The following is a 19,501-nucleotide window of genomic DNA, read 5'->3' as shown; positions in this document are numbered from 1 at the left end:
ATTTGCGCTGCACCGCAGCAAAGTTCGTTCGCCATGTGCGTGAAACCAATCAAAAGGAGTGGTTTCATGAACGACCTGATCGGACGCGTGTTCGATTTCGAAAAGCGCGTTTTCCCCAGCCGCAACGATCTGTTCGCCAAGCTGGTCGCCGACGGGCAAAGCCCCAAGGCCCTGATGATCTCCTGCGCCGATAGCCGTATCGTCCCCGAACAGATCATGCAGGCGGAGCCCGGCGACCTGTTCGTTTGCCGTAACGCCGGCAACATCGTCCCGCCCTTCGCGACGCAGAATGGCGGCGTTTCGTCGACCGTCGAATATGCCGTCGCGGCGCTCGGCGTGCGCGACATTATCGTCTGCGGCCATTCGGACTGCGGCGCGATGAAAGCGCTGATGAACCCGCATATGACCGAAGGCATGCCCAATGTTGCGGCATGGCTCCGCCACAGCCATGCCGCCGAACATGTCGTGCGTTCGGGGTACTCGGACCTCGACGACGCCCGTCTCGTGCGCGCCGCCAGCCTCGAGAATATCGTTGTGCAGATCGCTCATCTGCGCACGCATCCGTCGGTCGCCGCCGGCATCGCGCGCGGCGAGATTTCGCTGCACGGCTGGTTCATCGACATCCATCAGGGTGCCGTGATGGGCCTCGATGGCGAGACCGGACGTTTCATTCCCATCCGTGACAATGAACCCCTGCCCGTCGCGCTCGCTGCCGCCCAGCGGCTCGCGATGCACGCAGGCCCGGCGAAGGCCGCCTGATCATGGCGAGCCAGGCTCTCCCCGCCAGCCCGGCCAGCGGCTTATCGCGCGATTTCGCGGCGTCGATCGTCGTGTTTCTCGTCGCGATGCCGCTGTGCATGGGCATCGCCGTCGCATCGGGACTCCCGCCGGAAAAAGGCCTGATCACGGGCATAATCGGCGGGATCGTCGTCGGTGCGATCGCCGGGTCACCGCTTCAGGTCAGCGGCCCCGCCGCCGGCCTGGCGGTGATCGTCTTCGAGCTGATCCGTACCCAAGGTATCGAAGCGCTCGGTCCGATCCTGCTCATCGCGGGTGCGGTCCAGCTGATCGCGGGCGTGATGAAACTCGGCGGCTGGTTCCGCGCGATTTCGCCCGCCGTCGTCCACGGGATGCTCGCGGGCATCGGCGTGCTGATCGTCATCGGCCAGTTCCACGTCCTGTTCGACGCCAAACCGCTGGCGAGCGGGCTCGAGAATATCGCCGCCATGCCCGGCCGCCTGCTCGGGCTGAATACCTCGGCGCCCGGCGGCGCAGAACTCGCGCTGCTGATCGCCGCCATCACGATCGGCGTCATGCTCGCGTGGGAAAAATGGCGTCCGGAATCGCTGCGTCTGGTCCCCGGCGCGCTGCTCGGCGTCGTGGCCGGCACGGTGGTCTCGCTTGTGCTGAACCTGAACGTCGCACGCGTCGAGGTGCCGGATTCGATCCTCGCCGCGATCACGCCTCCGGCGAACTTCGCCGGCTGGCTGTCGCCCGAAATCATTGCCGCAGCTCTCGCGGTCGCATTCATCGCCAGCGCGGAGACCCTGCTCTCGGCGGCGGCGGTCGACAAGATGCACGATGGCCCGCGCAGCGATTTCAACAAGGAACTGCGCGCGCAGGGCGTCGGCAACATGTTGTGCGGCGGTGCCGGCGCATTGCCGATGACCGGCGTCATCGTCCGCAGCTCGGCGAACGTGCAGGCGGGCGCCGTTTCGCGGCTCTCGACGATCCTGCACGGTGTGTGGATTCTCGCCTTCGTCGCGCTGCTGCCCTCGGTAATGCGCGCGATGCCGATGGCCACGCTCGGTGCGGTGCTTGTCGTGACCGGCTGGCGTCTGGTCAAGCTGGACCATGCCCGCGAGCTGCTGAAGCATCATGGCATGCTGCCGGTAGCGATCTGGGCGACAACGCTCGTCCTGGTGGTTGCGGTCGACCTGCTCACCGGCGTGATCGTCGGCATCCTCTTCTCGCTCGTCGAGCTTATCCCCCATGTCCGCCGCCTGCGGCTCAAGGTGGATCAATCCGACAATGACGAGGGGACGCGCGTTCGCCTGACCGGTGCGGCCACCTTCGTCCAGCTTCCCAAGCTGGAAGATACGCTGGGCGCCATTCCGCGCGACAAGCCGGTGACGATCGACTGCGGCCAGCTCGCCGGGCTCGATCACAGCTGCGCCGAACTGCTGCGTGACTGGGTCGCACGGCGCAAGGCGCACGGCAGCCCGACGGTGCTGCTGGGCGACGACAAGAAACTGCGGCGGCTCGCCACCGCCGGATAGCGGGATCTCCCTATGGGAGTAACCGGAGGTGTGGGTCAGGCAACAGAGAAAAGCCTGATCCACACTTCACTACTCTGATGAAGCCGGTCGTTAGTCCCCGACCAGCTTCATCAGTTTGCGTTCGACGGGGGCCAGCACATTCGCCAGCTCGTCGCCGCGCTTCAAAATCGCCCCGGCTTCGGAGACAAGGGCCCACATGCCCTGCCGGCTCCGCAACGCGGGACGTTTCTCGATACGATATTCGGGCCGCTCGGCGGCCCGGCGAAAGGCCGAGAAGATTGCGGCGTCACGATGGAAATCCATCGCATAGTCGCGCCAGTGACCCGCGGCGACCATTCGGCCGTAGAGGTCCAGAATGCGCATCAGTTCGGGGCGCTCGAAGCCGGTCTGCAGCGGTGCCGTCCGATTGTTGAACGGCAGAGGCGTGACAGTTCCCATCAGGCGCTTTTCCGGCTCCCCTTGCGCTGCGGCGCGTCAACATCTTCCTTGAGCGCGTCGCGCTCGGCAATCAGCATCGAAAGCTGCTTCTGCATCTGTTCGAGCTGGCATTGCAGCAATTCGATCTTCTGCGTCGCGGGATCGAAAGTCTCGCTGCAGGGGGTGCCGTAAGGTACGAACTCGCGCGCATATTCGGTCGCATCGAGCAAGGTCGAGCGCGCCGGGATACCGACCATCACCGCACCCTCGGGCACGTCCTTCGTCACCACTGCATTCGCGCCCACGCGGGCGCGCGGATTGATGGTGACGGGGCCCAGAATCTGCGCGCCCGATCCGACGATCACATCGTCGCACAGCGTCGGGTGCCGCTTACCGCCGATGCCGTTCGCGGGATCGGTGCCGCCGAGCGTCACGTCCTGATAGATCGAAACATTGTCGCCGATCTCGGCCGTTTCGCCGATCACCACGCCAAAGCCATGGTCGATGAACAGGTGACGACCGATTTTCGCACCCGGATGGATGTCGATGCCCGTCAGAAAGCGCGAGAAATGATTGACGAAGCGCGCAAGGAAAAACAGCTCCGCCTCGAACAGCCAATGCGCGACGCGGTGCATTCCGACCGCAAGCAACCCCGGATAAAGGAGAATTTCCCAGCGCGACCGCGGCGCAGGATCTCGCGCCTTGATCGAATCCAGATAGGCTATCAGCCCGTTGAACATTCAAATGTCCCCTGCGACCCTATTTCTGTACCGCGCAAGATAGATGTTCGGCGATGGCTTTTCCAGCCCCGACCGCATTTATTGCGTCAACGGCCGAACAGGCCGATACGGAGCAGAAGCAGCCCCTCGCGGCGCAAGCTCCGGAATCCCTGTCTTTCAGCGATCAACCCCGCCCAGCGATCCAGCATCAGCAATGCTCGATCGCCGTCAAAGGATGCTGTAGAAGGCACGGGCCGGCTCATAGCTTCAATGCAGAGATCTATCCCGTCGAGCAACTCTTCCTGCAGCCCGGCTCCCCATATTAGGCCCCATCGTTCTCCATTGTATTCGCGTCCACCCGAGCGGCCGAATAATGCGCGCCCAAATGCCATCGCCGCCGCTTGACGCGACGAACCATCCTCGGCCAACAGCATCGCCTCGGCCGCATCGACGAGCCCCTCGAGCCCTCCCTGTCCCGCCCATGTCGCCTGAAGCTCTGCAAGCAACGGCTCACCCTTCGGCAACGCCGCGGGATCGTTTGCGAGCATAGCCATCATGTCACGCCACCACGCGAGCTTGATCTGACCGATCAGCGGTTCGCGCGCATCCTGCAGCAATTTCGTCAGCCGTTCGGCAAGCGCCCATAGCGCGGCGATGGCGGGGCGCCTCTCACGAGGCACCGCCACCATCACGCGCGGATCGCGGATGTCCGGATAAGGGGCCGCTTCCGGCGCGTCAGGCGCGATTGGTGACCGCCTTCACCGCCGCAATGACGCGCGGCGTGTCGACCAGCGCCGCCTTTTCGAGGTTGTGCGCATAGGGCAGCGGCACATCCTCGTTGCAGACGCGGACCACCGGAGCATCGAGATCGTCGAAACCCTGCTCCATCGCGACCATCGCAAGCTCGCTGGCGATCGAGCAGACCGGCCAGCCTTCCTCGACGACGACGAGGCGGTTGGTCTTCTTGAGGCTGGCGAGCACCGTCGCGGTGTCGAGCGGACGCAGCGTGCGAAGGTCGATGACCTCGGCCTCGATCCCCTCGGCAGCAAGCGCATCGGCAGCTTCGAGCGCAAGCCCGACGCCGATCGAATAGCTGACGATGGTGACGTCCGTGCCCGCGCGCATGATCCGCGCCTTGCCGATCGGCAGGACATAATCCTCGACATCGGGGATGTCGAAGCTGCGGCCATAGAGCAGCTCGTTCTCGAGGAAGACGACAGGGTCTTCGCTGCGGATCGCGGCCTTGAGCAGGCCCTTGGCGTCGGCAGCATCATAGGGCGAGATCACGATCAGGCCGGGGACGCTGGCATACCAGGGCGCGTAGTTCTGGCTGTGCTGCGCGGCGACGCGGCTCGCGGCGCCATTCGGACCGCGGAACACGATCGGGCAGCGCATCTGCCCGCCCGACATATAATTGGTCTTCGCGGCCGAGTTGATGATGTGGTCGATCGCCTGCATCGCGAAGTTGAAGGTCATGAACTCGATGATCGGCTTGAGGCCGCCCATCGCCGCGCCGGTACCGAGGCCGGCAAAGCCATATTCGGTGATCGGCGTGTCGATGACGCGGCGCGCGCTGAATTCCTCGAGCAGGCCCTGCGTCACCTTGTACGCGCCCTGATATTCGGCGACTTCCTCGCCCATCACGAAGATGCGGTCGTCGGCACGCATTTCCTCGGCCATCGCATCGCGCAGCGCTTCGCGAACCGTCAGGCGGACCGTCGCGGTCCCTTCGGGAATCGACGGATCGGCGGCGCGCGCCACCGGCGCGGGAACGGCGGGAACAGGCGCAACGGCCGGAGCAGGCGCCGGCGCTTCGACCGGAGCCGGAGCAGCGGCTGGCGCGGGCGCTGGCGCAGCGGCGTCTTCAACCTCGCCCGCAATCGTTGCGATCACGGTGCCGACCTTCACGTTATCGGTGCCCTCGGCAACCAGGATCTGGCCGATCGTGCCCTCGTCGATGGCTTCGAATTCCATCGTCGCCTTGTCGGTCTCGATCTCGGCGAGAATGTCGCCCGACTTCACCGTGTCGCCTTCCTTGACGAGCCACTTGGCGAGCGTGCCCTCTTCCATCGTCGGCGACAGCGCCGGCATCTTCAGTTCGATGGCCATCTCAATATTGCTCCACCAGCACGTCGGTATAAAGTTCGTGAAGTTCGGGTTCGGGGGCGCTTTCGGCAAAGTCGGCCGCGTCGCTCACGATCTGGCGGATCTCCTTGTCGATTTCCTTGAACTTGTCCTCGGTGATTCCGGCTTCGGTCATCAGCTTTTTAAGATGTTCGATCGCGTCGCTCTTGTCGCGCACCGCCTGCACTTCCTCGCGGCTGCGATATTTGGCGGGATCGGACATCGAATGGCCGCGATAGCGATAGGTCTTGAGCTCCATCAGCACCGGCCCCTTGCCCGCGCGCACCCATTCGATCGCCGCCTCGGCCGCGCCGCGAACTTCGAGCACGTCCATGCCGTCGACCTGCATGCCGGGAATGCGGAAACTTTCACCGCGGCGATAGAGCTGGTCTTCGGCCGACGAGCGGTTGACCGACGTGCCCATCGCATATTGATTGTTCTCGATCACGAAGATGATCGGCAGCTTCCACAGCTCGGCCATGTTGAAGCTCTCGTAGACCTGGCCCTGGTTCGAGGCGCCATCGCCGAAATAGGCCATCGCGATGCCGCCGTCGCCGCGATATTTATGCCCGAACGCGAGCCCGGTGCCGAGCGACACCTGCGCGCCGACGATGCCGTGACCGCCGTAGAACTTCTTCTCGACGCTGAACATGTGCATCGAACCGCCCTTGCCGCGCGAAATACCGGCGGCACGGCCGGTCAGCTCGGCCATGATGACCTTAGGATCGATCCCATAGGCGAGCATGTGGCCATGGTCGCGGTAACCGGTGATGACGCTGTCCTTGTCGCCGTCGAGCGCCGACTGCAGGCCGACCGCAACGGCCTCCTGACCGATATAAAGGTGGCAGAAGCCGCCAATCAGGCCGAGGCCGTAAAGCTGGCCCGCCTTTTCCTCGAAGCGGCGGATGAGCAACATCTCGCGATAGAATTTCTCGAGCTCCTCGGGCGTCGCGTCATAGGGGACGGGATCGCGCGGAGACTCGCGGTTGGTCGCGGGAGCGGGGGTGGAAGCGGCAGTTTTGGGCGCAGCAGTCTTGCGCGCTGGGGCTTTGGCCAAGGCGGGTTTCCTTTACGGTTAGCCGTTACGGCAGGCCACCCCTATAGGAGCGCGAAGCCCTGTTTGGCAACGCGCGAGAGCCATCCCATTCTACGTATGCAAAAAATGCAATTCCCTCCCCGACCGGGGTGTCAGGGCCTTGCTTCGGGTTCGACCGGAATCGCGATTTCGTCAGGGTGCATGACCCCGAGCTTCTCGCGCACATATTCATCGGCAAGGTCGGGATCGACCCGGCGACGGTCGAGCAGATTGACGCGGTTCTGCAACTCGCTCTGCTTCTTGGCGAGCTCGGTCAGCACGACGCGCTTCTTGTCGACCGACTGGCTGTAATCGCCCCAGGCGTAGAGGCCGGTCGGACCGAGGATCGCATAGCCGATCATCGCAAGCACCGCGATCAGCGCCACCGCGGGGCCGACCGCCCGGTTCATCGATTTCCGTAATTTGTGGCGCTGCGTCATTTCAGCCCTTGAATCAGAGTTGATTCATGGCGTCAAGGCAGAGAAGCGGCTTTTTCCACCGAAATTGCTGCGCAGCAAAACGAAATACGGTCAGCTGAGTCGCCAGAGCTGCGGCGCGGCCTTGTGGAGCGTTCCGACGAGCGACGCCCCCTCCCAAAGTTCCATATTGCGACCGCCGGAATGGCCTTGGGCGATCACCAGCGCAAAGTCGCGGCTGTCGGCATCGAAATCGATGCGCGTAGAGCCCGATTCATCGTCTTCAAGCAGGATATGAAAGGCGGGCATGGGGAGGCTCCCTCTTCGGCGGGAGCAGGTGCGACCCAAAGCTCTCGGCAAAGTATCAGATCGGCCAGTCATGCAACGACACGGACTGCGGGAGGAGCCGAACCACAAAAAGCCGATCAAGTGGTGAAACTGCAGTCGTCAAAAGAGGTATAGCAGGCGCCGGCTCTCTCCCCTAATTATTTGACGATTTTCTGCCACCGGCGGGGCCGCACTTTCAGAATATGCCATTATGCCAACCACTTGCCCCTGCAAAAAGACTGCCCCGTGTTGCCATTGTAATACAGCTCGTCGTCTGGCAGGTTGAATCCATCACAAAAAGGGGAATGACATGCGCCTGATTCTGACCGCCGCCCTCCTCGCCTCCGCCTCGCCGCTTGCGGCGCAAGTCGCTTCGCCCGACCGCCCCGTCACCGACCCGAAGACGGTGAGCTCACCGGCAAATCCCGCCGCCCGTCCGGTCCCGCTCGACGACATCGGCGTAACTCGCGCGCTGTACGACGCGGTATGGAGCGCCGACGGCAAACAGATCTTCATCGCGACCGACCTGACCGGCCGCGTCAACATCTGGAAGATGAACGCCGATGGCAGCTGGCCGGTGCAGCTGACTCAGTCCGACGATGCCCAGTCTGGCCTCGCGGTGTCGCGCGACGGCAAGTGGCTCTATTTCACGCAGGATGCGGGAGGGAACGAATATTATGATCTCTACCGCGTGCCGGTCGACGGCGGCGCAGTCGACAATCTGACGAACACGCCCGAACGTAGTGAAACCGGATTGCTTGTCGCGCCGACCGGCGACCTCGTCGCGCTGTCGACCAAACTCAAATCGGAAGGCCAGAGCAATCTCGCGGTCATGGATGCCGGCGGCAAGATCCGCGGCCTGACCGCCGAGAAGGATCCGCAATATAGCTGGGGCGCCGTTGCTTGGGTCGACGGCGGCAAGGCGATCATCGCCAACCGGTCGAGCGTCGATGGCACCGTCGGCGAAGTCTGGCGGATCGACGCCGCGACCGGCGGCGCGACCAAGCTGCTCGCCAAGCCGAAGACGATCTATGCCGCGACCGGTGCTTCGCCCGACGGCGGCACGATCGCCGCGACCACCGACGAAGGCACCGGCCAATCGCACGCCGGCGCCTATAGCGTCGCGACGAAAAAATGGCGCTGGCTGCCAGCGACGCCCTGGGAGGAATCGAGCGACATCATGACTCCCGACGGCGCGTCGATGATCGTGCGCACGAACAACGACGGTCGCTCGACGCTGTCGCGCGTCGATCTGGCGACGATGAAGAAGACCGACCTCGCGATTGATCCCGGCCGCGCGTCGACCATGGGCCCCGCCGCCATATCGCCCGACGGCAAGCGGATGTTCGTCGCGCGCAGCGGCGCGGATTCGCCGACGATGCTCTATACCTATGACCTCGCGTCCGATGTCGCGACGCCGACCGCGCCGATGGCGATGGCCAGCCTGTCCCCCGCGACGCTGCCGAAGTCGCAAGTCGTGACCTACAAGAGCTTCGACGGCACGTTGATCAGCGCGATCGTCACCACGCCGTTCAACCTGAAGCGCGACGGCAGCAACCCCGCGATCGTCATCCCGCACGGCGGCCCGACCGGCCAGTCGCAGGACGGTTTCTCGCGCTATGCCACCGCCTTCGCGACGCGCGGCTATGTCGTGATCCAGCCCAATTTCCGCGGATCGACCGGCTATGGCAAGGCGTTCCAGGAAGCCAATGTGAAGGATCTGGGTGGCGGCGATTTGAAAGACACCGTCGCGGCCAAGACCTTCCTCGTCCAGTCGGGCTATGTCGATGCCAAGAAGGTCGGCATTTTCGGCGGCTCTTACGGGGGCTTCATGACCCTGATGGCGATCGGCCGCACCCCCGACGAATTCGCCGCGGCGGTGCAGTGGTTCGGGATCATCAACTGGCGGACGATGTACCGCGATCAGGACGAACTGCTGAAAGCCTATCAGCGCTCGCTGCTCGGCACCCCCGACGAGAATCCCGACGTCTATGACGCCTCGTCGCCGCTCACCTATATCAAGGCCGCGAAAGCGCCGCTGCTGAGCCTGCAGGGCGAAAACGACATCCGCGTGCCGCGGGGTCAGGCGCAGGAGGTCGAGGATATCCTGAAGGCCAAGGGCAACACGGTCGAAACCGTCTTCTACAAGGCCGAGGGCCACGGCTTCCAGAAGCGTGAAACCCAGCTCGACGCGCTGCGCCGCACGATCGGCTGGTTCGACAAATATCTGAAGGGAAAGTGAGCGCCTTCGCTGGAACGCTATCCGATTGGACTATAACTGCGGGTATGGGGTCTGGCAGGTGCAACAGGTGAGCGAATGTCGAGTTTGAGATTTGCCGCGATCTGGTCGTCCGCGCTGTGCCTCATCAGCGCGATGGTCCTCATTACCGTTTTCGCGACCTACCCTCTTGTATTCAATAACGAAGTTCACCGGATTTTCGTGATAGCTGTTATTATTTTTGCGCCGGTTGCACCATTCGCCGCGCTGCGCGCAAAAGCATATGCGATTTATGGGGATTTTTCTGCCTCGCCGCGCAGATATTCCTCCTTGGATACATCAATTACTGGTTCAACTGACGCCCTGCCAGTCGGGCGCCTCAAGCATCACCTCCAGGTGGGGAGCCGGACAAACGGACCGATCGCCTTGCCGAACTCCGTCCCAAAAGAGGTTGGCGTCGTTTGTAAGAACCTGATTTCGTCGCCAGGATCCAGCGTCGGCAGCGGGCTCCGGATCCAGTCCGGGAGATAGGAGCGGCTGCACCTCCCCACCGCTACGCGGCAGGGAGGATCAAGATGAGGTCGTCAATCAGTTCCGGCGGTTCGATATTGTCGATACGGCCCGGCGCATTACCCGAAAATTGCCGCCCCCGGGTATCGCGCCATGTCGCCCAGCTCTTCCTCGATACGGATGAGCTGGTTGTACTTCGCAAGCCGGTCCGAACGCGCGAGGCTGCCGGTCTTGATCTGGCCGCAGTTGGTCGCGACCGCGAGGTCGGCGATTGTCGAGTCTTCGGTTTCGCCCGAACGGTGTGACATGACGGCGGTGTAGCGCGCGCGATGCGCCATATCGACGGCGTCGAGCGTTTCGCTGAGCGTGCCGATCTGGTTGACCTTGACGAGCAGCGAGTTGGCGAGGCCCGTCTTGATGCCGTCCTCCAGACGCACGGGGTTGGTAACGAACAGGTCGTCGCCGACGAGCTGGCACCTGTCGCCGATCAGGTCGGTGAGCGCCTTCCAGCCAGTGAAGTCGTCTTCACTCATCCCGTCCTCGATCGACTTGATCGGGTAGTCGTTCACGAGCGCGGCGAGATAGTCGGCCATCTGTTCGGGGCTGAGCGACAGCCCCTCGCCGCTGATCTCGTACTTGCCGTTCTTGAAGAATTCGGTCGCGGCGCAATCGAGCGCGAGGACGACGTCGGTGCCGAGCTTGAAGCCGGCCTGATCGACCGAGGCCGCGATGAAATCGAGAGCGGCGCGGGTCGAGGCAAGGTTCGGCGCGAAGCCGCCCTCGTCGCCGACTGCCGTCGCAAGGCCCTTCGCCGCAAGGCCCTTCTTCAGCGTGTGGAAGATTTCGCTACCCCAGCGGACGGCTTCGGCGATGCTGCCGGCGCCGACGGGCATGATCATGAATTCCTGCACGTCGATCGGATTGTCGGCATGTTCGCCGCCGTTGATGATGTTCATCATCGGCACCGGAAGTGTGCGCGCCGAGACGCCGCCGACATAGCGATAGAGCGGCAGGCCGCGCGCATCGGCTGCGGCCTTGGCGGCGGCGAGGCTGACGCCGAGGATCGCATTGGCGCCGAGGCGGCTCTTGTTCGGCGTGCCGTCGAGGTCGATCATCGTCATGTCGAGTTCGCGCTGATCTTCGGCATCGAGGCCGATCAGCGCATCGGCGATGTCGCCGTTCACGGCGGCGACGGCCTTGGTCACGCCCTTGCCGAGATAGCGGCTCTTGTCACCGTCGCGCAGCTCGACCGCCTCGTGCGCGCCCGTCGACGCGCCCGAGGGCACGGCGGCGCGGCCGAAGCTGCCATCCTCCAGCAGCACATCGACTTCGACGGTAGGGTTGCCCCGGCTGTCGAGGATTTCGCGGCCGTGGATGTCGATGATGGCGGTCATGGAGTTCGTCCTGCTGGCGGCCCGCGACGGACCGGTAGGGAAAGGCGCCCGCCTGTTATCGGCAGGGTGCCCTCAGTGCAACCGCTGCATAGGAATTTTGGGGGAATTTTGCGCGGGGATGGAACCATTCAGCTTGCCTTGCTATATATTGGGACAGGACCAAAAAGAGCCCACGACCGCCACCCCCTGACGGCACGAGGCTCGACAAAAAAGAAGAGGACAGTGCCCATGGCCAAAGCCGCTACTCCCGCCGCCAAGAAAGCCGCACCGAAGGCGCCTGCAAAGCCCGCCGCCACCAAGGCTGCCCCCGCACGCAAGCCTGCCGCAAAGGCGGCTGCCAAGGATCATCCGATCCGCGACCAGCTCGCGGCGACGCGCGACACCATCAAGTCCGAAGCCTCGAAGAAGGCTGCCTCGCTGAAGGATGAGGCTGCGGCGCTGAAGAACCAGGCCTCGACCAAGGCGCGCGAAGCGGCGACCAAGGGCAAGGACAAGGCCGCCGAAGCCGTCGGCAGCCTCGCCAAGCTGCTCGAGGATGGCGCGGGCACCGTCGACAGCAAGTTTGGCAAGCAATATGGCGACTATGCCCGCTCGGCGGCTTCGACCGTCGCCGGTCTCGCCTCAACTCTCGACAAGAAGGATCTCGACGAGCTGGCCGCCTCGACCCGCGACATGGTCAAGAAGAACCCGGCGATCGCCGTCGGTGCCGCGACCGTGCTCGGCTTCGTGCTTGCCCGGCTGCTCAAGGGTGGCTCGAGCAGCGACTGATCGCTACAGTCGCACCGATGGCCAGTTCCGATTCCACTACGCCGCCGCAGGGCGACGCGCGCGCCTTTGACCGCATAAGTCACGGCTATGCGCCGGACGGACGCGCGGCCACGCCGGCGCCCGTCCCGCTCGAGAAGATTGTCGATGATGTTATCGACAATCTCTCGGCAACGGCAAAGGCCGAACTGGCCCTGCTGGAGGCGCGCAGCGAACTGGCGCTGCACGGCGTGAGCTGGACCGCCGGATGGGGCGCCGTTGCCGCATCTCTGGCTGGCATCGCCATGCTGGCGCTGGCGTTCGGGGCGATACTAGTACTGATGCCGCACGTCGGACCGCTGCTTGCAACGCTGATCGTCGTCGGTGTCCTGCTCGCTTTCGCCGCCTTTGCCGGGTGGCGTGCGCAGGTCGCCTATAACGACATCCGCACCGCGCTTCGCCGCGACCTGACGAACGAGGAGGGTGACGACTGATGCCGCGGACCCGCAATCGCCTGATCAACGCCGCCCGCCGCTCGATGCTGCAGCGCGCCGAGCTGCATCGCCGGCTCGATGTCGCCAAGGATGCCTTCAAACCGAAGGCTCTCTATGCGCGTGGCAAGTATAACGTCGATGCCAAGATCGAAGAAGCCGCGCACGCCGCACGGCGGCAGTTTCGCGAGAACAAGCTGCCGATCGCGCTTGCCGCGGTGGCCGGGCTGGCGTGGCTCTTTCGCGAGCCGATCAAGGAACATGCGCCAAAGCTGGCGCAGAAGGTGCAGGATCTGGCCGATGCGGCCATGGCGAAATTTCATTCGGACGCGGGCGAACAGGCCGCCGACGAGCAGGATTTGACGGAGGACCAAGATGAAGCCGCTCAGTGAAACCGCGAACGAAGCTCGTGCAAAGGCGAGTGAACTTGCCGAGAAAACCGCCGAAAGCGCCCGTGCCACCGCCGAGGCGGCGAAGGCGCGCATCCAGGACGGCTATGGCCGCGCCCGCGCCGCAACGAGCGAACTCGCCGATCGTACGCTGACCGCCACGAACGAACTCGCCGCGAAAGGCCGCGAACAGGCCGATGCCGCACGCGAAGTCGCGGGCCAGGCTTATGAAAAGGGCAAGGCGCAAGCCAAGCGCGCGAACAGCAAGCTGAAGGATGTTGCCGAAAAGCAGCCGCTGGCGCTGGTGGCCGGCGCGGTCGCGATCGGCGCGCTCCTCGGTTCGCTGCTGCCGAAGGGCCGCAAGGACGAAGATTGAGCCGGACTTGCCGTTAGGGCGAAGCGCTGGTAGGGGCGGCCGCATCCTCCCCCTCCAGTGCTAACCCGCAAGGAAAGCCAGCCATGAGCAAATTGCACCTCGTGTTCGGCGGACGCGTCAGCGATCCGCAGGGCCTCGACTTCGTCGATCTGACCAACCTCGACGTCGTGGGCCTGTTCCCCGACTACAAGACCGCCGAAAAGGCATGGCGCAGCGCCGCGCAGCGCACCGTCGACGATGCCGAGATGAAATATGTCGTCGTCCACCTGCACAAATTGCTGCAGCCGGAAAACGAAGCCTGATGTCAGCGGCCCTTCGGGGCCGCTTCGCTATTACCGGAAGTTGTCTGCGTAGGCCTGAAGCTTCAGCGTGCGCGCCGGCGTCGCGATGACTTCGGCCTCGATGCCGTTCTTCGTCGCATAAGCGAGCGCTTCGTCAGCCGTCGCAAAACCAAGGCGGAGCTGGCGCTGCGTATCGCCGCTGCCTGCCCAGCCCATCAACGGATCGGCCTTGCGCGCTTCGGCTGGCGCGAATTCCAGGAACCAGCGCTGAGTGCCGGCACGGCCCGACTGCATCGCATTCTTGGGCTTCTGAAAAATACGCGCTTTCATCGGAGAGTCCCTGGCTGGATTGTTATGCCTACGCCTTAGCGCCAAGCGGGGCTGGCGAAAAGGGGCCTATTGCGCATCGCGCCGCGCCTGCGCCGCTTTGGTCAACAATGTCGGCCGGGCGTTCGCGGGATCGTCGGGCCAGCTATGTTTCGGATAACGGCCGCGCATTTCCTTCGCGACCTCCGTCCAGCTTCCGCTCCAGAAGCTGATGATGTTGCGGCTCGTCTGGATCGGGCGATGCGCGGGAGATGTCAGCGCGAGGACAAGCGGCACCGGCGGATCGCCGATCGTGGGATGCCGCGCCAGCCCGAACATCTCCTGCACTCGCACGCTGACCGTCGGGCCCCCATCGGCGCCATAGTCGATCGCGTGGCGGCTGCCTGCGGGCGTCACAAAATCGGCGGGTGCCAGCTTTTCGAGCAATTGCCGCGCCGGCCAGTCGAGCAGCCCCGACAGCGCATCGGCCAGCCGCTGATCGCCGAGATCCCGAAGGCCGCGTGACTTTTCGAGCAGCGGCCCGAGCCATATTTCCAGACTGTCCCCCAGCGCCGGCACCGATAGCGTGTCGAGGCCCGCAAAGGATGCCCGCTGACGCAGCGCCTGCGACACCGGCCCCCAGCCAATCAGTCCCAGCCCCTTTTCGCGCACCGCACCGAGCCGCACGCCAACATCGTCCTCGGCGCCTTCGCTGCGTCCGGTTTGTCCGCTCGACAGTGTGATGGCGCCGAGGCGGCGCTCGCGGCGATGGTCTACGCGATCGCTCTCCGCATCATAGCGGCTCGCCGAGCGACTTTCGATCTGGTCGGCAAATATCGCCTCGACCTCGGCAAGCTCGATCGGCGCGGCGCCCAGAATGCGAACACCGGCGGCGTGCCCCTGCGCATCGGCGATCGCGAGCCACTCGCTGTTCGCCAGCGGGTCGAGCGGGTCCAGCTTGTAGGCACGGCCGCCGGCGCTCAGATATTCGCCCCGCTGGCCGGCGCGCCGGCGCGCAACGCGGTCGGGCCAGGCGGTGGCGATCCAGCCGCCCACCGAGCGCCCGGCCAGCCTGCGTTCGTCCGCCACCTGCTTCTCGCCCAGCTCGGCAAGACGGCGCGCGAGGCGCCATGCGCCTTCGGATCGGTCGCCCTTCATGCCCTTCCAGCGGTTGAGGCGCGCCTCGACATCGGCGCCGCGTCCGCCAAGTCCCGGCTCGGTCAGGAGCACCGCCAGTTTCGCGGCCAGATCGGCCTCCCCGGCGCGCGCCGCGTCGAGCAGCATATGCGCGAGCGGCACCGGCAGCGGCACCGCGGCGAGCGCCTTGCCGTGCGACGTGATACGTCCATCGCCGCCGAGCGCCCCGATCGCCTGCAGCCGCGTCTTGGCCTCGGCGATGGCGGCAGGCGACGGCGGGTCGAGCCAGCCAAGCTGGCGCGGATCGACAATGCCCCAGCTCGCGCAATCGAGCACGACGGGCATCAGGTCGTTTTCGTGGATTTCGGGCGGATCGAACGGTGGCATGCCGGCCGTCGCCGCGGCTTCCCACAGCCGATATGCCGCGCCCGGCCCCTGCCGCGCCGCACGCCCCGCGCGCTGCGTCGCCGAAGCCTGGCTGGCGCGCTCGGTAACGAGGCGCGCGATCCCGGCGGCCTTGTCGAAGCGCGGACGGCGCGACAGGCCGGCGTCGATCACGATGCGGACGCCCTCGATCGTCAGGCTCGTCTCGGCGATACTCGTCGCGAGGATCAGCTTGCGCCGCCCTTCGGGATCGCGGACGAGCGCCTTGCGCTGCATGGCGGGATCGATCTGCCCGTGCAGCCGATGCACGACGAGCGGCAATCCGGCGTCCTCGACCGCCGCCGCAGCGCGTTCGATATCGGCAGCGCCGGGCAGGAAAGCGAGCATATCGCCTTCCGCCTCGTCGGCCATCGCCTGCCGCACTGCGGCCAGCACGCTTGCTTCCAGCCGGTCCTCGGCGCGGCGGCCGATATGTCGCAGGTCGAGCGGCCAGCTCTTGCCTTCGCTCTTCACCACCGGCGCATTGCTGAGCAGCGCGCCGAAGCGTGCGCCGTCGAGCGTCGCCGACATGGCGACGAGCCGTAAGTCGTCGCGGAGCCCCTGCTGCGCGTCAATCGCCAGCGCGAGCGCGAAGTCGCCGTCAAGGCTGCGCTCATGGACTTCGTCGAACAGCACCGCCGACACACCCTGAAGCTCGGGGTCGGCCAGGATGCGGTTGCGGAACAGGCCGGGGGTCATCACCAGCAGCCGCGTCGCGGCCGACTGCTTGCTGTCGAGCCGCGTGGCATAGCCGACCGTGCGGCCGACTGCCTCGCCCATCTCCTCGGCGATCCGCTCGGCCGCGGCGCGCGCCGCGAGCCTGCGCGGGGAAAGCAGCCACACATTCCCCTTGCACCACGGCTGTTCGAGCAACGCCGGCGCGATCCGCGTCGTCTTGCCGGCGCCCGGCGGCGCCACGACGACGACGTTGGGCTTCAGGAGCAGCGCCGCCATGATGTCGGGCAGCACCTGATCGATCGGCAACGAAATTTTCGTCATGCGCGCGCTGCGGGGTTGCCCAGCTCGATATTGAGCCGGTATGCCTCGACAGCGAGCGTTGAGACCTGTTGGGCCGACACCTCGGACGCCGTCGTCATCACCAGATTGCCGAGCTCATATTTGCCGCTCGCCCTGATCCGCGGATCGACCTCGCGCAGGCGCTTGCCGCGCCAGAAGCCGAGCAGCACGCGATTCTCCTCGGCGCGGATCAATATACACGGCCCGTTCGCCATGAAGACGAGGTTGGTCCATTTGATCGTCTCTTCGAAGGGGGCCACATCCATGATCGCGGCGCGCATCATCGTGCATCGTTCGAGCTGCCAGCCCGAAAGAGCGGCGATATAGGCATCGGGGCTGTCCGCCGCTGGGCCCATCATCGCCATCGGCGGCGCCTCAATAAGCGCGCGCGACCGCGAAGGCGACCGCTTCGGTTAGCGCCGCCTTTGCCTGGCTCGCCGGGAAACCGCCGATCGCATCGACCGCGCGCTGGCCATAATGCCGCGCCCGCGCCAGCGTGTCGGCGATCGTATCGTGCTTGAGCAGCAGCGATTTGGCATGGGCCAGATCGTCATCCGACGATTTGTGGCCGATGATCGCCTGCTTCCAGAACTCGCGTTCTTCGGCATTGCCGCGCGCATAGGCGAGGATCACGGGCAGCGTGACCTTGCCGTCGCGGAAGTCGTCGCCGACGCCCTTCCCCATCGTCTCCTCGTCGGAAACATAATCGATCGCATCGTCGACGAGCTGGAAGGCAATCCCAAGGTTGCGCCCATAAGCATCGAGCGCGGCTTCGGCGGCGTCGTCGCGCTCGGCGACGACCGCGGCGATCTTGCACGCGGCGGCGAACAGTTCGGCGGTCTTGGCGTTGATGATCGCGAGATACTGGTCTTCGCTCGTCTCGATCCGGCGCTGCGCCGAGAGCTGGTTGACCTCACCCTCGGCGATTACCGCCGAGGCGCGCGACAGGATCTTGAGCACCTTCAGCGACCCGTCTTCGACCATCACCTCGAAGGCGCGGCTGAACAGAAAATCACCGACGAGCACCGGGGCGCTGTTGCCCCAGATCATGTTTGCGGTCTTGCGGCCGCGGCGGAGGTCCGACTTGTCGACGACATCGTCGTGCAGCAGCGTCGCGGTGTGGATGAACTCGACCGCCGCGGCGAGCTTGCAGTGACGGCGACCCGGATAGTCGAGCAGCTTGCCGCATGCGAGCGTCAGCATCGGGCGCATCCGCTTGCCGCCTCCGGCGATCAGATGCCCCGCCAGTTCCGGGATCAGCGGCACCTGCGATTGCATGCGATCGAGAATGACCGCATTCACCTCGTTCATATCGGCGGCGACAAGCGCCATCATCGGGTCGAGCGAGGGCGGACGGTCGCCGTGCAGTTGGTGGATTTCGGCAGTCATGACGCGGCGAGCCTTGGCCGGAGGGCCGTAAATTTGCAACGACTTTCGGCTTGCTTTGGCCCCCTGCCCGGTGCCAAGCGTTCCGGACATCACAGGAGCCGCGCATGGACGAACTCAGCCGTTATCGCCAAAGCATCGACAATATCGACGCGGCGCTCGTCTATATGCTGGCCGAGCGGTTCAAGGTGACGAAGGCGGTCGGCGAGCTGAAAGCGCGCGACGGCCTGCCCCCCGCCGATCCGGGCCGCGAGGAGCGCCAGATCGGGCGTCTGCGCGAACTGGCGCGCGATGCCGATCTCGATCCCGATTTCACCGAGAAATTCCTGCGCTTCATCATCGACGAGGTGATCCGTCATCACCAGCAGGCGAAGCGGGAGCAGGACGCATGACGCCGATCCATCCGATCTTCGCCAGATGGCCTGCCAAGCATCCCGACCGGCTCCAGCTCTTCGGCGCACCGACGCCGAACGGCGTCAAGGTCAGTATCATGCTGGAGGAATGCGGGCTGCCCTATGAGGCGCACCGCGTCGATATCATGGCCAACGAAAGCCATAATCCGGCGTTCCTCGCACTCAACCCGAACGGCAAGATTCCCGCGATCTATGACCCCGACGGGCCGGGCGGCAAGCCGCTGGCGCTGTTCGAATCGGGCGCAATCCTGATCTATCTCGCCGACAAGACCGACCGCTTCCTGCCCGAAGATCCGGGTCGCCGCTACGAAGCGATCCAGTGGCTGATGTGGCAGATGGGCGGCGCCGGGCCGATCTTCGGCCAACTCGGCTTTTTCCACAAATTCGCCGGCAGGGATTATGAGGACAAGCGCCCGCGCGACCGGTACGCGGCCGAATCCGCGCGCCTGCTCGGCGTCCTTGACGGCCGGCTCGATGGCCGGACATGGATCATGGGCGAGGAATATGGCATCGCCGACATCTCGCTCCTCGGCTGGATTCGTAACCTGATCGGCTTCTATGATGCGGCAGAGATCGTCGGCTTCGACCGGTTCAAGAATGTGCAGGCTTGGCTCGAGCGCGGGCTTGCAAGGCCAGCGGTGCAGCGCGGGCTGGTGGTGTGTTCGACTTAGCGGTTAGGTGACCGCTGGCGACCGTTGTGGGCGGTTGGGCAAGTTCACCTTGCTCATCAACAGCAGCCGTTAGACTTCACCCAGTGAGCGTCTCAACCCAATTCCGCTCGACCCATCCGGTCTTGCACTGCGCTGACAGTTGGATCGCAAGGCCTCGGGTTTCAGCGCCAGCGCATGGTTTGCCATTGCCTTTGTAGGCTATGCCTACCCAAAATCGATCGTAGCCAAGCCTCCGGTCAGCGCTCTCATCGCAGGTATAGACGACAGAGCCTCTTGGAAGGCTAGCGATCTTCGCAAAGGTGCGTTCGGGGCCAGCTCGAACTATGAGAGGCCGTTGGCTGCGAATGACGGCAACATTGCAATACTCGCCCTTAACGCTGCCGGGCGG

Annotated in this window: 23 protein-coding genes; 11 read left to right on the top strand and 12 right to left on the bottom strand. The window is 64.8% G+C overall.

The window, feature by feature from the left end; translation table 11 throughout:
- Nucleotides 1-66 precede the first annotated feature (66 nt).
- Nucleotides 67-759 (top strand): carbonic anhydrase, encoded by a 693-nt coding sequence (locus ACQY80_RS15110; RefSeq protein WP_428681259.1) that lies wholly within the window; start codon nt 67-69, stop codon nt 757-759.
- A 2-nt stretch (nt 760-761) separates the two neighbouring features.
- The gene (locus ACQY80_RS15105; protein ID WP_428681257.1) at nt 762-2,279 is read left to right on the top strand and encodes a SulP family inorganic anion transporter; all 1,518 of its coding nucleotides are present in this window, start codon (nt 762-764) and stop codon (nt 2,277-2,279) included.
- A gap of 90 nt (nt 2,280-2,369) precedes the next feature.
- Here the strand turns inward: ACQY80_RS15105 and ACQY80_RS15100 are convergent, their stop codons facing one another.
- The 7 genes from ACQY80_RS15100 to ACQY80_RS15070 form a co-directional block, all read right to left on the bottom strand.
- Entirely contained in the window at nt 2,370-2,717 is a 348-nt protein-coding gene (locus ACQY80_RS15100; RefSeq protein ID WP_428681255.1) for a DUF2794 domain-containing protein, read from the bottom strand.
- On the bottom strand, nt 2,717-3,436 hold the full coding sequence (gene cysE / locus ACQY80_RS15095) for a serine O-acetyltransferase (protein ID WP_428681253.1): 720 nt from the start codon (nt 3,434-3,436) through the stop codon (nt 2,717-2,719). The genes ACQY80_RS15100 and cysE overlap by 1 nt, the downstream gene beginning before the upstream one ends.
- Nucleotides 3,437-3,522: 86 nt before the next feature.
- Entirely contained in the window at nt 3,523-4,104 is a 582-nt protein-coding gene (locus tag ACQY80_RS15090) for a hypothetical protein (protein ID WP_428685887.1), read from the bottom strand.
- A gap of 46 nt (nt 4,105-4,150) precedes the next feature.
- On the bottom strand, nt 4,151-5,524 hold the full coding sequence (locus ACQY80_RS15085; protein ID WP_428681251.1) for a pyruvate dehydrogenase complex E1 component subunit beta: 1,374 nt from the start codon (nt 5,522-5,524) through the stop codon (nt 4,151-4,153).
- 1 nt (nt 5,525) lies between these two features.
- Nucleotides 5,526-6,596: a pyruvate dehydrogenase (acetyl-transferring) E1 component subunit alpha gene (gene pdhA, locus ACQY80_RS15080; RefSeq protein WP_428681249.1), complete on the bottom strand. Its 1,071-nt coding sequence runs from the start codon at nt 6,594-6,596 to the stop codon at nt 5,526-5,528.
- Between the two features lie 131 nt (nt 6,597-6,727).
- Nucleotides 6,728-7,054 (bottom strand): FtsB family cell division protein, encoded by a 327-nt coding sequence (locus ACQY80_RS15075; protein WP_428681247.1) that lies wholly within the window; start codon nt 7,052-7,054, stop codon nt 6,728-6,730.
- 90 nt (nt 7,055-7,144) lie between these two features.
- Entirely contained in the window at nt 7,145-7,339 is a 195-nt protein-coding gene (locus ACQY80_RS15070) for a hypothetical protein (RefSeq protein ID WP_428681245.1), read from the bottom strand.
- A 328-nt stretch (nt 7,340-7,667) separates the two neighbouring features.
- Between ACQY80_RS15070 and ACQY80_RS15065 the strand changes: the two genes are divergently transcribed.
- Together ACQY80_RS15065 and ACQY80_RS15060 are read left to right on the top strand one after the other, a co-directional pair.
- Complete coding sequence (locus ACQY80_RS15065) at nt 7,668-9,599, top strand: S9 family peptidase (protein ID WP_428681243.1); 1,932 nt, start codon at nt 7,668-7,670, stop codon at nt 9,597-9,599.
- Between the two features lie 75 nt (nt 9,600-9,674).
- Complete coding sequence (locus ACQY80_RS15060; RefSeq protein WP_428681241.1) at nt 9,675-10,106, top strand: hypothetical protein; 432 nt, start codon at nt 9,675-9,677, stop codon at nt 10,104-10,106.
- 98 nt (nt 10,107-10,204) lie between these two features.
- Here the strand turns inward: ACQY80_RS15060 and eno are convergent, their stop codons facing one another.
- A complete protein-coding gene (gene eno / locus ACQY80_RS15055; protein WP_428681239.1) occupies nt 10,205-11,479 on the bottom strand; it encodes a phosphopyruvate hydratase in 1,275 nt (424 codons plus the stop codon).
- A gap of 228 nt (nt 11,480-11,707) precedes the next feature.
- On the opposite strand from eno, the gene ACQY80_RS15050 reads away from it, so the two are divergent.
- The 5 genes from ACQY80_RS15050 to ACQY80_RS15030 all read left to right on the top strand — a co-directional run bounded on the left by ACQY80_RS15050 (nt 11,708) and on the right by ACQY80_RS15030 (nt 13,781).
- The gene (locus ACQY80_RS15050) at nt 11,708-12,247 is read left to right on the top strand and encodes a hypothetical protein (RefSeq protein WP_428681237.1); all 540 of its coding nucleotides are present in this window, start codon (nt 11,708-11,710) and stop codon (nt 12,245-12,247) included.
- A gap of 17 nt (nt 12,248-12,264) precedes the next feature.
- Nucleotides 12,265-12,717 carry a phage holin family protein gene (locus ACQY80_RS15045; RefSeq protein WP_428681235.1) on the top strand — a complete coding sequence of 151 codons (453 nt, stop codon included), beginning with the start codon at nt 12,265-12,267 and terminating at the stop codon, nt 12,715-12,717.
- On the top strand, nt 12,717-13,106 hold the full coding sequence (locus tag ACQY80_RS15040; protein WP_428681233.1) for a hypothetical protein: 390 nt from the start codon (nt 12,717-12,719) through the stop codon (nt 13,104-13,106). The genes ACQY80_RS15045 and ACQY80_RS15040 overlap by 1 nt, the downstream gene beginning before the upstream one ends.
- Nucleotides 13,090-13,479, top strand: a complete 390-nt coding sequence (locus ACQY80_RS15035) for a hypothetical protein (RefSeq protein ID WP_428681231.1) — start codon at nt 13,090-13,092, stop codon at nt 13,477-13,479. The genes ACQY80_RS15040 and ACQY80_RS15035 overlap by 17 nt, the downstream gene beginning before the upstream one ends.
- A gap of 83 nt (nt 13,480-13,562) precedes the next feature.
- Nucleotides 13,563-13,781: a DUF4170 domain-containing protein gene (locus ACQY80_RS15030; RefSeq protein WP_428681229.1), complete on the top strand. Its 219-nt coding sequence runs from the start codon at nt 13,563-13,565 to the stop codon at nt 13,779-13,781.
- A gap of 30 nt (nt 13,782-13,811) precedes the next feature.
- Here the strand turns inward: ACQY80_RS15030 and ACQY80_RS15025 are convergent, their stop codons facing one another.
- The 4 genes from ACQY80_RS15025 to ACQY80_RS15010 form a co-directional block, all read right to left on the bottom strand.
- The gene (locus tag ACQY80_RS15025; RefSeq protein WP_428681227.1) at nt 13,812-14,090 is read right to left on the bottom strand and encodes an ETC complex I subunit; all 279 of its coding nucleotides are present in this window, start codon (nt 14,088-14,090) and stop codon (nt 13,812-13,814) included.
- Nucleotides 14,091-14,156: 66 nt separating this feature from the next.
- On the bottom strand, nt 14,157-16,625 hold the full coding sequence (gene hrpB, locus ACQY80_RS15020; RefSeq protein WP_428681225.1) for an ATP-dependent helicase HrpB: 2,469 nt from the start codon (nt 16,623-16,625) through the stop codon (nt 14,157-14,159).
- Nucleotides 16,622-17,008, bottom strand: coding sequence for a DUF1801 domain-containing protein (locus ACQY80_RS15015; RefSeq protein WP_428681223.1), 387 nt, complete (start codon nt 17,006-17,008; stop codon nt 16,622-16,624). Before ACQY80_RS15015 ends, hrpB begins: the two co-directional genes overlap by 4 nt.
- Before the next feature lie 10 nt (nt 17,009-17,018).
- Entirely contained in the window at nt 17,019-18,032 is a 1,014-nt protein-coding gene (locus tag ACQY80_RS15010; protein ID WP_428681221.1) for a polyprenyl synthetase family protein, read from the bottom strand.
- 104 nt (nt 18,033-18,136) lie between these two features.
- On the opposite strand from ACQY80_RS15010, the gene ACQY80_RS15005 reads away from it, so the two are divergent.
- Nucleotides 18,137-18,421, top strand: coding sequence for a chorismate mutase (locus ACQY80_RS15005; RefSeq protein WP_428681219.1), 285 nt, complete (start codon nt 18,137-18,139; stop codon nt 18,419-18,421).
- Entirely contained in the window at nt 18,418-19,113 is a 696-nt protein-coding gene (locus ACQY80_RS15000; protein WP_428681217.1) for a glutathione S-transferase N-terminal domain-containing protein, read from the top strand. Before ACQY80_RS15005 ends, ACQY80_RS15000 begins: the two co-directional genes overlap by 4 nt.
- Nucleotides 19,114-19,501: the final 388 nt, after the last annotated feature.

This window comes from Sphingopyxis sp., from assembly GCF_965279755.1.
GTDB lineage: Bacteria > Pseudomonadota > Alphaproteobacteria > Sphingomonadales > Sphingomonadaceae > Sphingopyxis.
The sequence above is the reverse complement of the archived record's forward strand: the minus strand, read 5'-3'. Positions and strand labels throughout refer to the sequence as shown.

Coding starts and splice junctions, on each gene's coding strand:
- ACQY80_RS15110 (WP_428681259.1), top strand. CDS start 67: ATGAACGACCTGATCGGACGCGTGTTCGATTTCGAAAAGCGCGTTTTC.
- ACQY80_RS15105 (WP_428681257.1), top strand. CDS start 762: ATGGCGAGCCAGGCTCTCCCCGCCAGCCCGGCCAGCGGCTTATCGCGC.
- ACQY80_RS15100 (WP_428681255.1), bottom strand. CDS start 2,717: ATGGGAACTGTCACGCCTCTGCCGTTCAACAATCGGACGGCACCGCTG.
- cysE (WP_428681253.1), bottom strand. CDS start 3,436: ATGTTCAACGGGCTGATAGCCTATCTGGATTCGATCAAGGCGCGAGAT.
- ACQY80_RS15090 (WP_428685887.1), bottom strand. CDS start 4,104: ATGGTGGCGGTGCCTCGTGAGAGGCGCCCCGCCATCGCCGCGCTATGG.
- ACQY80_RS15085 (WP_428681251.1), bottom strand. CDS start 5,524: ATGGCCATCGAACTGAAGATGCCGGCGCTGTCGCCGACGATGGAAGAG.
- ACQY80_RS15075 (WP_428681247.1), bottom strand. CDS start 7,054: ATGACGCAGCGCCACAAATTACGGAAATCGATGAACCGGGCGGTCGGC.
- ACQY80_RS15070 (WP_428681245.1), bottom strand. CDS start 7,339: ATGCCCGCCTTTCATATCCTGCTTGAAGACGATGAATCGGGCTCTACG.
- ACQY80_RS15065 (WP_428681243.1), top strand. CDS start 7,668: ATGCGCCTGATTCTGACCGCCGCCCTCCTCGCCTCCGCCTCGCCGCTT.
- ACQY80_RS15060 (WP_428681241.1), top strand. CDS start 9,675: ATGTCGAGTTTGAGATTTGCCGCGATCTGGTCGTCCGCGCTGTGCCTC.
- eno (WP_428681239.1), bottom strand. CDS start 11,479: ATGACCGCCATCATCGACATCCACGGCCGCGAAATCCTCGACAGCCGG.
- ACQY80_RS15050 (WP_428681237.1), top strand. CDS start 11,708: ATGGCCAAAGCCGCTACTCCCGCCGCCAAGAAAGCCGCACCGAAGGCG.
- ACQY80_RS15045 (WP_428681235.1), top strand. CDS start 12,265: ATGGCCAGTTCCGATTCCACTACGCCGCCGCAGGGCGACGCGCGCGCC.
- ACQY80_RS15040 (WP_428681233.1), top strand. CDS start 12,717: ATGCCGCGGACCCGCAATCGCCTGATCAACGCCGCCCGCCGCTCGATG.
- ACQY80_RS15035 (WP_428681231.1), top strand. CDS start 13,090: ATGAAGCCGCTCAGTGAAACCGCGAACGAAGCTCGTGCAAAGGCGAGT.
- ACQY80_RS15030 (WP_428681229.1), top strand. CDS start 13,563: ATGAGCAAATTGCACCTCGTGTTCGGCGGACGCGTCAGCGATCCGCAG.
- ACQY80_RS15025 (WP_428681227.1), bottom strand. CDS start 14,090: ATGAAAGCGCGTATTTTTCAGAAGCCCAAGAATGCGATGCAGTCGGGC.
- hrpB (WP_428681225.1), bottom strand. CDS start 16,625: ATGACGAAAATTTCGTTGCCGATCGATCAGGTGCTGCCCGACATCATG.
- ACQY80_RS15015 (WP_428681223.1), bottom strand. CDS start 17,008: ATGGCGATGATGGGCCCAGCGGCGGACAGCCCCGATGCCTATATCGCC.
- ACQY80_RS15010 (WP_428681221.1), bottom strand. CDS start 18,032: ATGACTGCCGAAATCCACCAACTGCACGGCGACCGTCCGCCCTCGCTC.
- ACQY80_RS15005 (WP_428681219.1), top strand. CDS start 18,137: ATGGACGAACTCAGCCGTTATCGCCAAAGCATCGACAATATCGACGCG.
- ACQY80_RS15000 (WP_428681217.1), top strand. CDS start 18,418: ATGACGCCGATCCATCCGATCTTCGCCAGATGGCCTGCCAAGCATCCC.